Annotated in this window: 16 protein-coding genes; 7 read left to right on the top strand and 9 right to left on the bottom strand. The window is 57.2% G+C overall.

The genetic code is table 11. The annotated features are described in order from the left end of the window. The first annotated feature begins 28 nt into the window (after positions 1-28). Together moeB and ACZ5WW_RS04140 are read left to right on the top strand one after the other, a co-directional pair. A complete protein-coding gene (gene moeB / locus ACZ5WW_RS04145; RefSeq protein ID WP_377167509.1) occupies positions 29-1,165 on the top strand; it encodes a molybdopterin-synthase adenylyltransferase MoeB in 1,137 nt (378 codons plus the stop codon). Beyond that, entirely contained in the window at positions 1,165-1,359 is a 195-nt protein-coding gene (locus ACZ5WW_RS04140; protein WP_377167512.1) for a hypothetical protein, read from the top strand. Before moeB ends, ACZ5WW_RS04140 begins: the two co-directional genes overlap by 1 nt. Here the strand turns inward: ACZ5WW_RS04140 and ACZ5WW_RS04135 are convergent. From ACZ5WW_RS04135 to ACZ5WW_RS04125, 3 genes are all read right to left on the bottom strand, one after another. Continuing rightward, the gene (locus tag ACZ5WW_RS04135) at positions 1,346-2,260 is read right to left on the bottom strand and encodes an alpha/beta fold hydrolase (RefSeq protein ID WP_377167515.1); all 915 of its coding nucleotides are present in this window, start codon (positions 2,258-2,260) and stop codon (positions 1,346-1,348) included. The genes ACZ5WW_RS04140 and ACZ5WW_RS04135 overlap by 14 nt on opposite strands. Before the next feature lie 29 nt (positions 2,261-2,289). Further along, on the bottom strand, positions 2,290-3,135 hold the full coding sequence (locus ACZ5WW_RS04130) for an LOG family protein (protein WP_377167518.1): 846 nt from the start codon (positions 3,133-3,135) through the stop codon (positions 2,290-2,292). A gap of 141 nt (positions 3,136-3,276) precedes the next feature. Beyond that, the gene (locus ACZ5WW_RS04125) at positions 3,277-3,879 is read right to left on the bottom strand and encodes an RNA recognition motif domain-containing protein (RefSeq protein ID WP_377167521.1); all 603 of its coding nucleotides are present in this window, start codon (positions 3,877-3,879) and stop codon (positions 3,277-3,279) included. 449 nt (positions 3,880-4,328) lie between these two features. Here ACZ5WW_RS04125 and ACZ5WW_RS04120 point away from each other — a divergent pair, with 449 nt between their 5' ends. From ACZ5WW_RS04120 to ACZ5WW_RS04105, 4 genes are all read left to right on the top strand, one after another. Next, complete coding sequence (locus ACZ5WW_RS04120; RefSeq protein WP_377167524.1) at positions 4,329-4,574, top strand: glutaredoxin family protein; 246 nt, start codon at positions 4,329-4,331, stop codon at positions 4,572-4,574. A 283-nt stretch (positions 4,575-4,857) separates the two neighbouring features. Then, a complete protein-coding gene (locus ACZ5WW_RS04115; protein ID WP_377167527.1) occupies positions 4,858-5,472 on the top strand; it encodes a DUF6580 family putative transport protein in 615 nt (204 codons plus the stop codon). A 16-nt stretch (positions 5,473-5,488) separates the two neighbouring features. After that, a complete protein-coding gene (locus ACZ5WW_RS04110) occupies positions 5,489-6,514 on the top strand; it encodes a polyamine ABC transporter substrate-binding protein (RefSeq protein ID WP_377167530.1) in 1,026 nt (341 codons plus the stop codon). A gap of 123 nt (positions 6,515-6,637) precedes the next feature. Further along, a complete protein-coding gene (locus tag ACZ5WW_RS04105; protein WP_377167533.1) occupies positions 6,638-7,765 on the top strand; it encodes an acyltransferase family protein in 1,128 nt (375 codons plus the stop codon). A gap of 6 nt (positions 7,766-7,771) precedes the next feature. Here the strand turns inward: ACZ5WW_RS04105 and ACZ5WW_RS04100 are convergent, their stop codons facing one another. From ACZ5WW_RS04100 to ACZ5WW_RS04080, 5 genes are all read right to left on the bottom strand, one after another. Continuing rightward, on the bottom strand, positions 7,772-8,104 hold the full coding sequence (locus ACZ5WW_RS04100; RefSeq protein WP_377167536.1) for a transposase: 333 nt from the start codon (positions 8,102-8,104) through the stop codon (positions 7,772-7,774). 190 nt (positions 8,105-8,294) lie between these two features. Next, a complete protein-coding gene (locus ACZ5WW_RS04095; protein WP_377167539.1) occupies positions 8,295-8,477 on the bottom strand; it encodes a hypothetical protein in 183 nt (60 codons plus the stop codon). Between the two features lie 76 nt (positions 8,478-8,553). After that, positions 8,554-8,844 carry a hypothetical protein gene (locus tag ACZ5WW_RS04090; RefSeq protein ID WP_377167542.1) on the bottom strand — a complete coding sequence of 97 codons (291 nt, stop codon included), beginning with the start codon at positions 8,842-8,844 and terminating at the stop codon, positions 8,554-8,556. A 73-nt stretch (positions 8,845-8,917) separates the two neighbouring features. Further along, on the bottom strand, positions 8,918-10,168 hold the full coding sequence (locus ACZ5WW_RS04085) for a competence/damage-inducible protein A (protein WP_377167545.1): 1,251 nt from the start codon (positions 10,166-10,168) through the stop codon (positions 8,918-8,920). A gap of 72 nt (positions 10,169-10,240) precedes the next feature. Continuing rightward, a complete protein-coding gene (locus ACZ5WW_RS04080; protein WP_377167548.1) occupies positions 10,241-10,870 on the bottom strand; it encodes an AAA family ATPase in 630 nt (209 codons plus the stop codon). A gap of 102 nt (positions 10,871-10,972) precedes the next feature. On the opposite strand from ACZ5WW_RS04080, the gene ACZ5WW_RS04075 reads away from it, so the two are divergent. Next, positions 10,973-11,392: a c-type cytochrome domain-containing protein gene (locus ACZ5WW_RS04075; RefSeq protein ID WP_377167551.1), complete on the top strand. Its 420-nt coding sequence runs from the start codon at positions 10,973-10,975 to the stop codon at positions 11,390-11,392. Between the two features lie 63 nt (positions 11,393-11,455). Here the strand turns inward: ACZ5WW_RS04075 and ACZ5WW_RS04070 are convergent, their stop codons facing one another. Then, positions 11,456-12,721, bottom strand: coding sequence for a glutamate racemase (locus tag ACZ5WW_RS04070; RefSeq protein ID WP_377167554.1), 1,266 nt, complete (start codon positions 12,719-12,721; stop codon positions 11,456-11,458). Positions 12,722-12,839: the final 118 nt, after the last annotated feature.

Genomic DNA, 12,839 nt, shown 5'->3' with positions numbered 1-12,839 from the left:
CGATTCTGCATGCCATGATAGCGGGCTCATGCCCGACCTGACCACCGACGAACTGAGCCGCTATGCGCGGCACCTGGCGATTCCAGAATTTGGAATCGAGGGCCAGCGCAAGCTGAGAGCGGCTCGAGTGCTTTGCATCGGGGCAGGGGGGCTGGGCTCGCCCATCAGCATGTACCTAGCGGCTGCGGGCGTTGGTGGCCTGGGTTTGGTGGACCCAGATATGGTGGAGATCACCAATCTGCAGCGACAAATCCTCTTTGGGCAGAAGGATCTGGGCCGCAGGAAGTTGGAGGCTGCCCGTGATCGGCTGGCGGACATCAATCCGCATGTGGACATCCAGATTCACCCAGAGCTTTTCACGGCGGTAAATGCCATGAAGATCGCGGCGGATTACGATGTCATCATCGACGGCACGGACAATTTTCCCACGCGCTACTTGAGCAACGATGTGGCCGTGTGGCTGCGTAAGCCCAACGTTTATGGCAGCATCCTGCGCTTTGATGGTCAGGTGGGCGTGTTTGCGCCGCATCTGGGCGCTCCCTGCTACCGCTGCATGTGCCCGCAGCCCCCGCCTCCGGGCATGGTGCCCTCCTGTGCGGAAGGCGGCGTGCTGGGCGTGCTTCCAGGGCTCATCGGCACCCTGCAGGCGCTGGAGGCCATCAAGCTCATTACCGGCATCGGCCAGCCGCTGCTGGGCCGCCTGCTGCATGTGGACACACTGAGCATGCGCTTCCGCACGTTGACCCTGCGCCGCGATCCAGCCTGCCCTGTGTGCGGGGACCATCCCACTATCACCGAACCGATCGACTACCAGGGCTTCTGCGGCATTCCTTCCGCCGTCCCAGCTGTTCCTTCCATGACCGTCCACGAACTCCACCAGCTCCGTGAAAACGGAGACAATCATTTTCTTCTCGATGTACGCGAGCCCCATGAGCAAAGCATCTCCCGTATCGACGGCGCAGTGCTCATCCCCTTGGGCGAACTTGGGACTCGCGTCGCTGAGCTGCCAAGGGACAAACGCATTCTCGTGCACTGCAAAAGCGGAGGGCGCAGCGCACGCGCAGTGAGCCTGCTGCGTGAGCAGGGCTTTGACAACGTCTGGAACATCTCAGGTGGCATCATTGCCTGGGCGCGCGAAATTGACCCCACCATGGCTGAATACTGATGCAAAACGAAACCCAATGGCTTGAAGATTTCCTGCCGCTCATGCGCTGCCCTGACACGCACCAGCCTCTGCGCCGTGCCACGGCGGAGGAATGCGCCCAGCACCAGGTTGATGCCGCACTGGCGACAGCAGACGGGACTCGCTTGTTTGTGATTGATGCGGGAATCCCCATCCTGCTGCCTAGGCAGCCGTGAAATTTTCGCGATCCCTGCGGGGGTGAGCCAGCACTTTTTTCTGAAGTGCAGCAGTGATGATCTGCTCTGAATGAGTGATCGGCAGGGAGTAATGTCCGTCGATCTCGGACCAATGCGTTTCAGCCTGCGGGATGATCTCCGCGATCTGCCGTGTGTAGGTCCAGGCAATGTTGCGGTCCTGTTTGCCATGCCAGAAGCGTATGGGAAAGTTCACCTGGCTGACCTCAAAACCCCACTCATTGAGGTAAATGTCTGCGTCTGCGATAACGCTTCGCGGGCCGCGATCCAAGGCGCCGAGTGTGGCCGCCCGCACCACATCAAAGATTCCGGGAAGCAGCAGGACACGGCGGTCCTCCTCGCCCAGCAGTCTCATGAGCCACCGCAGCGGTGCTTTTTGCGGGTTTCCCTTGGCTGTCACTCCGCCCAGACGCAGCACAAGGCCAAGGATCGTCGGGAAATAATGCCGCAGCTGAATCATGAAGCGGTAGAGCCAGAACATCTGCCGGTCTCCCAGAAACTTCAGCGGAGGTGCTCCGCAGATGATGGAGGCAGATAGCACACGCTTATGCAGTTTTAGTGCGGTGGCGAGCACGTAAGGGCCGCCGCCTGACCAGCCGATGATGTGGTAATTGTCCGCACCTATGTGGGCGGCTAGCTGAGTCAGGGTATCTGGCCAGTCAAGCAGGGTGCGGTGTGGCTGGAAATCTGACAGGCCGATGCCCGGGCGGTCTGGGCAGATGAGGCGCATGCCGTGTTTTTTGGCATGCGCGTCAAAGAGTGAGCCCTGGACGCGGGAAGAGGGCCAGCCGTGAAAGTAAAACGCCACCTCCCCGCGCGGATCGCCGTACTCGCAGTAGCCCAGCCTGAGGCCATTGGAGAGGGTGAAGGTGTGGTCTGACATGCTCGGGCGGAAATGTTCAGTTTGGTGTTTCAGGAAGCGCCTTCAAGCGCCTTTTCTCCCAGCAATGCACTGCTTTCCGGCACGCGGTGGCAGCGCAGGCCAAACTGTGACACGGCCTTCATCTGCAGATGGGCCACCGCTTCATCGACTGAATCGGTCCACTTGATCAAATCAAGGTCTTCAGGGCTGATGGTGGCCCCTTTGAGCATATGCTCCATGAACTGGCGCATTTCTGGCCAGAAATCGCTTCCCATGATGACGATGGGGAAGCTCCTGAGCTTGCGTGTCTGGATGAGTGTCAGCGCCTCAAACATTTCGTCCATGGTGCCAAAGCCTCCAGGCATGATGATGAAGCCATAGCTGTATTTGATGAGCAGCGTCTTGCGTACGAAGAAATGCTCCATGGTCACCCAGCGGTCGAGGTAAGGGTTGTGGCTTTGTTCAAAGGGGAGCCGGATGTTGCAGCCGACACTTTTGCCCCCGGCATCTTTTGCGCCACGGTTTGCAGCTTCCATGATGCCAGGCCCCCCGCCCGTCAAAACGGTGAAACCCATGCCCGCGATCGCTGCACCCATGTCCCGTGCAAGTTTGTAATAAGGGTGGTCCTCCGCGAAACGGGCTGAGCCAAACACCGTGATGCACGGGCCTACGAAATGAAGTGCCCGGAAACCAAGAATGAAATCTTTGGCAACACTGTAGAGGAGTTGCAAATCACGCAGTCGGCGGTTGGGTCCGCTCAGAAGAGCTCGGTCCTCAAGCTGTCCGCAGAACTGCTCATCAGCATGGATCTCTTCGGGAGATGCATGGATGAGGGAAGGGCAAGTCTTCGCGATTCTGGGTTCGGATTCCTGGTCGAGGAGGGTAGGGGCTGGCATGGTTATTTTGAAGAAGTTGGAGTGCAAAAAGAGGGCTTTTGTTCACCCCATTCTTGGATTTCTGCAAAAAATGCGTTAAAAAAAGCCCGCAGGTTCTGAGTGAGAACCTGCGGGCATGATAGATTTGAGGATCAGGAATGATCAGGCAGCCTGTGCTTCCTGCGGAGAAGGACTGTCTGAGTCTTCACTGCGGGCGTTGGGCTTGGCTCCGCTAAGCTGAAGAGGGCGGCCCATGAAATCCTTGCCACCCAGTTCCTGCACCGCGCGGCGAGCTTCTTCTGTGCTGCCCATCGTCACAAATGCGAAGCCCTTGGAGCGCTGAGTGCGGCTGTTGACCACGACTTCGGCGTTCTTCACAGCGCCGACTCCGTTGAAGAGTTCGAACAGGTCACTCTCGGTCGCGTCATAGGACAGATTGCCGACATAGAGGCGGTCCGTTGTAATGTCAGCCGGGTTCACCGCAGGAGGGGGCTCGCGACGCTGGCGGGGTTCGCGCTGTGGGCGTGGGTTGTCATTTGTAGAGCGAGGGCCGGGGCTGCTGCTGCGATCCGTCTGAGGACGGCTTTTGGATTTAGACTGGCCGAGGCCGAAGAAGCCCAGGATCTTTTGGAAAAAAGAAGGGGCGTTGCGGCTTTCGCGGCCACCTTCGCGGGTGGGGCGTGGGCCTTCAGGACGGGGACCGCGCGGGCGGTTGCGATTGCGGCGGCGGTTGCCTCCGCCATTGCGATTGGGGTAGTCGGACATGAGTTGAGTTTACGTAGGGGTGGGTTGCATGTTCAGGCAGGGCCGGGGGGCTGGAGAGGGCGGCGGGCGGGAACGGGCGGCTTGCCTCTTCCACGGGTCCGCGGCACGCGGCGGACCGCACACGCGGCCAGCCACAGCACCACCACGGGCTGCTGCAGTTCTCAAAGCCGGGCCGGGCTGGCCCTGCCGGCTCAAAAGTCATTTCCGCGCACACTGGCAGCACGCTGGAGATTTCTTTCGGGCGATCCATCCTCTGGAACAGTTCCTGCTGCGCTGTCGGGGGTCGAAGTTGGCGCATAGGGATGTGAGTTCAAAGGGACGGGCTTCGGAGCACTATTTAAAGGCTCTGAAAACAGCGTATCGACATTAATCAGGGCAGGGGGGTGGTCAACCAAGAATCACGTACGCATTGCTTGCCCCCAGGCCTGCCTGCACGCATCATGGCGGCCATGATCAAACCCGTCGTTTACATCAAAACCGGCTGCCCCTGGTGCGAAGAAGTCACCGAATACCTTGATGCACGCCGCATCCCCTTCGAAGCCGTCACCGTGACCGGCAACCGCGAGGCCATGCAGGCCATGGTCGAGCTCAGCGGCCAGAGCAAGGCACCCACCATGGACTGGGACGGCGAAGTGCTGGCCGACTTTGGTGTGGATGAGCTGGTGCCTTTCCTGCGGAAGAAGGGCATTGTGTAGCCGAGCGCAGGAGAAGGCTCCAAAAATCGACGATCCTTGTTCATCAATCGTCAATTGCGCACAGCCATGACACCCTGTGGCCGGAGGATTGAAGATTGTCGAGCCATCGATTTTTGATTTTCGGTCTTCCCAACCTCCTTCAAGTACATGTTAAGGAGTTTGGCTGTTCCGATATGCGAGTCCCAAAAAGCCTCTGGTTCCACACTTCCTCGCTCATTCGGATTTACACATTCGTCATTCACGCGCTTCTTGCCTTAACCGCCAAATCCTCCATCTTCCCCCAATGACCTCCTCTGATTTCCGCCCCGTCTCCCGCGCCTTTTTTCTGCCGCTGCTGCTGATCATCGCCGCTGCCGCATTCCGCTGGGCCAAGCTGAAAGGCTATGTCACCTTTGAGGTGCTGGAAAACTTTTCGCCTTGGATGGCGCTGGCCTTCACCGGCACGCTGGTCTTTCCGCGGCGTGTCTCCTTCCTGCTCATCCCTCTTTTGCTTGTGCTGATTGATGCCACCGCCACAGGCGCTGCGGTGCTGCACTGGGAGGCGCTCGTAGTCTATGCCTGCTTTGCCTCCTCGGCGCTGCTGGCTAGCCGCTGGCGTGGGCACATGAGCCTGCTCGGCACCCTGCTGGGCGTGACAGGTTGCGCCATCGCCTTCTACTTCATCACCAACACCGTTTCGTGGCTCAGCAATCCTGTCTCTGCCTACGCCATGAACTTCAGCGGCTGGCTGCAGGCCGTGACCACCGGAGAGCCCGGCCATCTGCCCACTTGGTTCTTCCTGCGCAATTCACTGGTGAGCGATCTAGGCTTCAGCCTGCTGCTTCTTGCCGCCTACAACACCGAGGCCTCGATTCGCCAGCAGCAGCGCATCCCGCTGCGTCACGCTCAGGCCGCCTGATTTTCTGCAGCCCTCCATGAAGCGCCTCCCGATGCTCTTCATTTGGGTGTGTCTGACCCTCGGGGTGCAGGCGGAGACGCTGCACCTCTACACCTGGGCGGACTACATCAGCCCGGAGGTGGTGGCCAAATTTGAAAAGCAGCAGGGGTGCAAGGTCGTCATCGACACCTTTGACTCCAACGAGAGCATGTACGCCAAGTTCAAGGCCGGTGCCACCGGCTACGATCTGGTATTTCCCACCGCCTATATGATCCAGGTCATGCACTCGCAGGGCATGTTGGCGGAGATCGATCACAAGCTCATCCCCAACCTGCCAAACATCGACCCCTCTGCCCTGGAAAAGCTGAAGGACACAGACATGCTGCATAGCGTGCCTTACACCCTGGCTTACGCATGCATCGCCGTGCGTGGAGACAAAATGAAGGGCCAGCAGCCCGAGCCCACCTGGACCATGTTTGACCGCGCCGCCCTGGCCGGACGCATGACGCTGCTGGACGACATGCGCGAAAGCATCGGTGCCGCGCTCAAATCCCTCGGCTACAGCATCAATACTCGCGACGAAACCCAGCTCGCCGCCGCCCGCGATGTGCTAATCCGCTGGAAGAAAAACATCGCCCGCTTTGACAACGAAGGCTACAAGTCCGGCATCGACTCCGCCGAATTCCTCCTCGTCCACGGCTACAGCGGAGACCTCTTTCAGGTGCAGATGGAAAATCCCAAGGTGGAGATCCTCATCCCTCGCGAAGGCGTCACCATCGGCTGCGATGCCATGGTCATTCCCAAGACGGCAAAGCAATCTCTCCTGGCTCACGCCCTCATCAATTTCCTGCTCGATCCCGCCATTGCTGCCGAGAACATGGAATGGATGGGCTACTACTGCCCCAACAAGCCCGCTCTGAGCAAAGTCAGCCCCGCGTTCCTCAAAAACCCCGCCTTCACCATACCCGCCGAACTGCAGTCCAAATGCGAAGTCATCGAAGACCTCGGCCCCGATCTCGCGAAATACAGCAAGGTTTGGGATCAGGTAAAGGCGGCGAGGTGAGCCTGCAGCGTGCTTGTTTTTCGACTAACAACATGTGATGTCGTTCTTCGCTGGGGGTAGATTTTTCGACTTTAGTTTCATGTGGAATTGGATTTGCTGATGTGGTATTAAGATCATCCTTTAATGTCAGCTGAAGCTAACAAGCCGTTCAGAATGGCTAAAATTCCGGAACTTGAGAGCGTACGCGGTCTTGCGGCATTCCTCATAGTTTTTTATCATCTGCCAGCGTGGAATCCTTTCATGGATATAACGCTAAAAAGTCATGCCGTGTTGATGGTGGAACTGTTTTTTGTGCTGTCCGGATTTGTCATTTGTACTGCTTACAAGGCAAGAGTTCAGGATGTGCAAGACCTGTTTCGTTTTCAGTTCCTGCGTTTTGGCAGGCTTTATCCGGTTCATGTCCTGTTTCTGGGTGTGTATCTCTTGATAGAGTTGTTAAAATATTATGCACAGGTGCGACTGGGCTTCTCAAGTGCTCATAATCAGCCATTCAAAGAAAATAATTTAACGGCTTTTGTCCAACAGCTTTTACTTCTGCAAGCCATTGGTCCCACTGGTAATTCTCTGACTTTCAATTGGCCGGCTTGGTCAATTAGTGTGGAGTTTTACACTTACCTTATTTTTGGTGTCGTTATATGCTTTTTCAAGCAAGTGAAAGCTTATCTGTTTTCAGGCTTTGTGGTTGTTTCATTGGCGATGCTATCAACACAAATAACTTTTGGATTTGATGATCTGGCTAGATGTCTGGCGGGATTTTTTCTCGGATGCCTAACGGCGATCTTTGTGGAAAAGAAAAAGCTCATGCTTCCAGGGTATGTCCCATTGTTCTTTTTTATTGCGGTGGTGGCTTTTGTGATACACGTGCCGCCGCGTCCCTTCCATTTGCTGTTTTTTTTCTTATCTGCAGCTCTGATTGGCTCTTTGGTTATGTCGCAAGGTGGTGTGTTAAAGAGTGTTCTTCAGGCTAGGCCGCTTACTGCGTTAGGTGCCATTTCATACTCTATGTACATGTCTCATACCGCGATTATTTGGGGGCTGAATCAAATGATACGGTTAGGATTGAGGAGGTCCGAGGTAAATGGTGCTCCTCAGCTCTCGATGTGTGAAGCTGTAATCGCCCTCATGTTGACCGTTTTGTTAACTATTTTTGTAGCGTCGCTTGTTTATCGATGGGTTGAGAAACCTTGGCGAGAAAAATCTCGCCGCTTTGTTTTTGGCGGCATGGGAGATGCTCCCTCGAATCAGCATTAGAGCAATTTAAATAATACTATAGCCGCAAGAGGCAGGCCAACCCGCCGCGTCTTTCTCTGTGATTTTTGAGAATGCCAGGCTGATTGCTCCATTAAGTTCTGCCGGTGTGCGGGCTTCGGCGCTGCGCAGCAGCGATTTGATCTTGCTCCACATCTTCTCAATCGGGTTGAGGTCGGGCAAGTACGCGGGTAGGAACCGCACCTCTGCCCCTGCGGCTTTTACCAATTGTTCGACCACGGGACTCTTGTGCGCCGCGAGATTGTCCATCTGATCTGCTCCCCAAAATCTGAGCCAAGTGCTATGAGAGTCTGAGGTGCGCCATGCTTCATTGCGCAGCATGCCTTTGTCATTATGGCCATATTATTTTTAAAAATACTCTAATGAGAACTGCGCGCTGCCTCAGCATGTCCAGCGTCGTTTGTGAGGTCAGTAGTTTGAGGCGGTCTCTCGACCCTAGCGAAAACTTCTTCTGCGTCTAGGTTTTGGCATTCTTAGAGGCAAGCCCGATCCACACGGGACCAATGGGGCCTCACGGTTGTTTCTTCTCACGCCTTTCCTTCAGGCCCGAGATAAAAGTCATGAACGAAATTCCAAACAGAAAACACCCCATCCGTTCCATCCACTGCGCGGATGGCGCATGTGTGGCAAAGGCCATCCCAAGACCGACGGCCATCAACACCAAGTTGTAAGACCGCTTGCTCATGAACTTCATGTTAAAGGAAGGCTGTGGCATTGGAAAGCAAAATACGGAGATGCCTGGGCACCGCTTTATGCCCTGATTCAACACTTCAAGGATAGGCGGGTACAAGTTTGCTTTCTCCACACTTCAATCCGCCGATGTGTTTCATCATCTTTTCGTATTCAGGAGTGTCCTTCTTATAGGCAAAGAATGCATCGCCCACCATGCCGCCTTCTCCTTCGGCGCGCAGCATGACTTCAAGTATGCCGTCCTTCGTCAGATGAGCCGAGCCAATCGATTTGCCCACGGGCGCCACGACGGGAGCGGGTTTCTCAGACTGGCAGCTCGTCAGCAGAGTGGGGAGGATGAGAGTCAGGCAGACTATGAGGCTTGGGGCCATAAGCTTGAAAATACTCAGGTATGGAATGATGCCAGTGAGTGTTGACCGCTCGCAAGTGGATTCAGAACATCCCTCACCTCACCCCAATCCCAAGCATCCTCCGCCGTAGCATGTCCAGCGCCGCCTGTGAGGTCAGCAGCTTGAAGCGGTCTCTCGACCCTGGCGAAAACTTCTTCTGCGCCCACGTCTCCCCGTTCTTTGCGGCGAGGCCGATCCACACGGTCCCCACCGGTTTCTCCGGCGTGCCGCCCGTCGGCCCTGCGATGCCCGTCACTGACAGCGCGTAGTCGGCTCCGCTGTGTCTTAGCGCGCCTTCCGCCATCGCACGCGCCACTTCTTCACTGACCGCGCCGTGGGTCTCAATGAGTTCCATCGGCACGCCTAGGTGCCGGTGTTTCGCTTCATTTGCATACGTGACCCAGCCGTGGCCAAAGATGCGCGAGGCACCGCTAACGTCGGTGATTCTATTGGCAATCGTGCCGCCAGTGCAGGACTCGGCAGTTGCCAGCCATTCGCCACGTTCGGTGAGAAGTTGCACGATGACTTCTTCGATTATACGGCGGTCTTCAGAGACGATGCAGTCTCCCAAAGCCTTGCGCACCACGGCAGCAGCTGCGTCCACGGCTGGCTGCGGACCTGCGAGGCGTACATCCACATCGCCGTTACGAATGCAGTAGCCCAGGTCCAGTTCCGGGATGGCCTCGAGCTGTTTCTCCACGGCTTCTACGATGTCGGACTCTCCCACACCAGTGACCTTGAGATACAGGACACGGCGGGAGTCTCCGTCCACAAGCCATTGGCGGAGGCGCGGTTCCACCTCGCTCTCCATCATTGGTTTCAGTTCACGGGGGGGGCCAGGCAGCAGAAAAATATGCGCATTCCAGCCCAGCGTGGCACTGAGCTCTGCGGGAAAGTAGAGACCTGGTGCGGTGCCAAAGGCATTTGGCAGTACCACCGAGCCTCGCGGAACCATGGCCTGGCGCTTTGTTGCGTCGCTCACCGGCTTGCCACGTTTCGCAAAATACTCTTCCAGGTGCTTAATCACACTGGCGTTCATTTCCATGTCCAGGTCCAGCAGGGCAGCGGTGGATTCACGTGTGAGATCGTCATTGGTCGGGCCGAGCCCGCCGGAAACCAGCACCACATCCGCCCGCTGCGCAGCCTCACAGATCGCCACACGGATCACTGCACCATCGGGGACGATGGTTTGCCTCGTTACCGGTACTCCCAGAGCCGCCAGCCTCTGGCCGATCCAGGCCGCGTTCGTGTTGATGGTGTCTCCCAGAAGGAGTTCGGTGCCGGTATTGACGAGTTCGACGTTCATGCACCTGTCATTACGCGCGGCGGGGCGGTGCGATCAATGCTTCTTTCAGGGCTCTTGCGTGGGCTTCTGCCCCTATCGCTTCTTTTTCCGTTCTCGGCAGCCGAGTTCGGAGACCATGCCGTCCAGTACCGCGAGTCCGAAGGAAATTTTCTTAAAGAAGGATGGGTTGTGCGGCACCAGCATGAATTTCGGGTGCTGTGACCAGAGGTCCCGCAGTCTGCGGTCCAGCTTCACCGCCTGTTCCTGAGATTCGTTCCGGATGGGGTTTCCTCCTTCTATGCTCATGTGGCCTACGGCTGCGCTCTCAAAGAAGATCACCGCGTCATAGCGTGCCAGTTCTTGCTCCAATGTGCTTCCAATGTCCTTGAAGAAGCCTTCGCTGCCACCGGGCCAGTAGGCTGCTCCGTCCACTGTGCCACGATCACACAGGAGGATCTGCTCCGGGTGCTGCGCCATCACCGCTTCCTCCAGATGTATCTGCACATGGTAGATGGCCCGTTGCGCCGCGTGGATCGCCTCTGGCTGGTTGACGCGGGGAAAGCCCCCGCTGAATACCATCGTGGCTGCTTCAGGGACCAGCACCACATCGTCTCCCATTTCACGCCGGAAGAGGTCTCCTGCCGTCGTTTTACCGCCACCGGGACCTCCTGTCAAAGCTATGCGGCAGTGGCCGTTGGTTGTAGGCTTGTGTTTACGTGGCATGATGGGCATTGTGGCCGTGGCAGCATGGCGGCGTCAAGCATCAGCGCAAATTTGCGCAAATGCGGAGTAGTCATGCTGCCAGCTTGTTGTTAGCCTTGCTGCATGATCCTGCGGTGCATTCCCATCCTGTTCCTCATCTCCGCATGCACGTTCCTGCCTGCAGGCAAAAGCGCGCGTGAGCACTACTTCCTTACGCAGGTCAAGCCAGTGCTGCAGCAGCACTGCTTGAAATGCCACAATGGCAGTCTGCCGCCACCTGCACTTAACCTGACCAGCAGAGCCTCCGCATTTCGGCGCAGCGCAGGAGGGCGTGAGTACATTCTGCCAGGCGATCCCGACTGCAGCCTGCTTATCAGTGCCGTGCAGCGTGGGGGGACCCACCCCAAAATGATGCCGCGAACGGAAGTCAGCCTCACGGAGGATCAGATTGGCATGCTGCGCGAATGGATCGAAGATGGCGCATACTGGCCGGAAGGGGACAGGGGCGTATTGCATGCGCAAAAAAACGCTGAGGATCCGTGAGTGTTGGCAGTTGCTTGGCTGCTAGGTGGCTCCGCAACAATCTTCAGGCTGGCTCTCAATGGTTCAGTGCCCAAGAGCTTTCCAAACCGCAGGCAGTTTGTCTTTAATCAAGTTTGCGCTGTTCTTCGGAATCAAATCAACTGTGAGTGGCACGTTTTTGGTGTCTTCAAAATCGAAGTGACCGGGGCTGCGGGAATATTTGTAGTCTTTGTCCAGGCTGCCGTCTCCGGAGAGCTGGATGCCTACCTCTTCCACGCGTGGCACGGAGAGGTAAAACCGTTCGCGCTCCATCACACAGCTTTCACCGGGCTTCAGCCGGAGCTTCGATCTGGCAAGTTCACGGAAAAGCTCGCGCGCCGTGGCTTCAGCAGGGTTCACAAAGCTACGCCGCTCGGCGATGATGTCGCGAAAGGCGCTATCCTGGCGCAGGGTGGCGAAGGCGGTGTCGATCTCCTCTTTTGCAAGGGGGTAGTGAGTGCAGCCGAGAACAATCGTCTGCAGTGGTGTCTCAGGTTTCTCGGCTCGGTAGGCCTCTGCCAGCGCGCGCACCTCCTTCATAGCGTAGGCGGAAACGGAATCAGGAAAGGCCGCATCTCCCTCAATGGCTCCCGCCAGCGTGGCGCTGCCCTGTTGTGCTATGACCGGCACACGCTGGCCGGCGCGGCCTAGCGTGCTGGAGATGGTGCGTGGATAGACTCGGCTCGCGCAGGTGCCCACCGTGGCCAGTATTCCGATGCCGCCGGTGTTTCTAGACTCCAAAACACTGCGTGCGCCTGCCTCAACCACGCCCACCACGATCACTGGAATCTTCCATGTCTCCACCGCTTTGCGGATGTCCTCCAGTCCATAGGCTGTCGCGGTGTTGCAGGCAATGACGATGGCCTTCACCGGAGGTTTGTCATATGTCGGTTCCTGGCCCTTGGCTGGCCATGCGCGGCGGCCCAGAAGGAAAACCGCATCTTTTAAAATGAGTTCGCGGAGGTAGTCCGTGCGGTTCACGGCGGAGTAGTTGCCGTAGGGCATGTTAGCCTGGTCTCCGAAGTAGATGAAGCGCTCTTGTGCAAAGTCTGGTAAGCCATCCGCGCCGGGTTCCAGGGTGTCATTGTGGAAAGAATCCAGATTCAGCAGCGCCTCCAGCACCGTGAGCCCTCCAATGCCGGAATCAAACACACCAACAGGCAGATGTCGTACGGCCTCGGTGTCGGTCCACGACCCGGCATCGAAGCTGAAGGCGGGCCTGCCATCGGCATTGGCCTTCACATGCTCGACGAGATCGGCGGCGTGGGCTGCTGCAACAGCGAGCAGGAGCAGCGCAGAAAGTGTTTTCATGGGTGGTGGCCGGGCGGTTTTGGGGTCGGGAACTTGTTGCAGTATTCGTGCCAATCAGACAGCGAGCCAAGTGCACGAAAGGTGCAGGCAGTCTATACAAAGATAGCAAAAAAGGCCT

It is taken from the genome of Prosthecobacter fluviatilis (genome assembly GCF_055388355.1).
Note: the sequence above shows the minus strand (reverse complement) of the source record. Positions and strands in the feature narration are given on the sequence as shown.

What these genes read in the sequence shown, in the direction of transcription:
- moeB (WP_377167509.1), top strand. Translation starts at nt 29, where the DNA reads ATGCCCGACCTGACCACCGACGAACTGAGCCGCTATGCGCGGCACCTG.
- ACZ5WW_RS04140 (WP_377167512.1), top strand. Translation starts at nt 1,165, where the DNA reads ATGCAAAACGAAACCCAATGGCTTGAAGATTTCCTGCCGCTCATGCGC.
- ACZ5WW_RS04135 (WP_377167515.1), bottom strand. Translation starts at nt 2,260, where the DNA reads ATGTCAGACCACACCTTCACCCTCTCCAATGGCCTCAGGCTGGGCTAC.
- ACZ5WW_RS04130 (WP_377167518.1), bottom strand. Translation starts at nt 3,135, where the DNA reads ATGCCAGCCCCTACCCTCCTCGACCAGGAATCCGAACCCAGAATCGCG.
- ACZ5WW_RS04125 (WP_377167521.1), bottom strand. Translation starts at nt 3,879, where the DNA reads ATGTCCGACTACCCCAATCGCAATGGCGGAGGCAACCGCCGCCGCAAT.
- ACZ5WW_RS04120 (WP_377167524.1), top strand. Translation starts at nt 4,329, where the DNA reads ATGATCAAACCCGTCGTTTACATCAAAACCGGCTGCCCCTGGTGCGAA.
- ACZ5WW_RS04115 (WP_377167527.1), top strand. Translation starts at nt 4,858, where the DNA reads ATGACCTCCTCTGATTTCCGCCCCGTCTCCCGCGCCTTTTTTCTGCCG.
- ACZ5WW_RS04110 (WP_377167530.1), top strand. Translation starts at nt 5,489, where the DNA reads ATGAAGCGCCTCCCGATGCTCTTCATTTGGGTGTGTCTGACCCTCGGG.
- ACZ5WW_RS04105 (WP_377167533.1), top strand. Translation starts at nt 6,638, where the DNA reads ATGTCAGCTGAAGCTAACAAGCCGTTCAGAATGGCTAAAATTCCGGAA.
- ACZ5WW_RS04100 (WP_377167536.1), bottom strand. Translation starts at nt 8,104, where the DNA reads ATGCTGCGCAATGAAGCATGGCGCACCTCAGACTCTCATAGCACTTGG.
- ACZ5WW_RS04095 (WP_377167539.1), bottom strand. Translation starts at nt 8,477, where the DNA reads ATGAAGTTCATGAGCAAGCGGTCTTACAACTTGGTGTTGATGGCCGTC.
- ACZ5WW_RS04090 (WP_377167542.1), bottom strand. Translation starts at nt 8,844, where the DNA reads ATGGCCCCAAGCCTCATAGTCTGCCTGACTCTCATCCTCCCCACTCTG.
- ACZ5WW_RS04085 (WP_377167545.1), bottom strand. Translation starts at nt 10,168, where the DNA reads ATGAACGTCGAACTCGTCAATACCGGCACCGAACTCCTTCTGGGAGAC.
- ACZ5WW_RS04080 (WP_377167548.1), bottom strand. Translation starts at nt 10,870, where the DNA reads ATGCCACGTAAACACAAGCCTACAACCAACGGCCACTGCCGCATAGCT.
- ACZ5WW_RS04075 (WP_377167551.1), top strand. Translation starts at nt 10,973, where the DNA reads ATGATCCTGCGGTGCATTCCCATCCTGTTCCTCATCTCCGCATGCACG.
- ACZ5WW_RS04070 (WP_377167554.1), bottom strand. Translation starts at nt 12,721, where the DNA reads ATGAAAACACTTTCTGCGCTGCTCCTGCTCGCTGTTGCAGCAGCCCAC.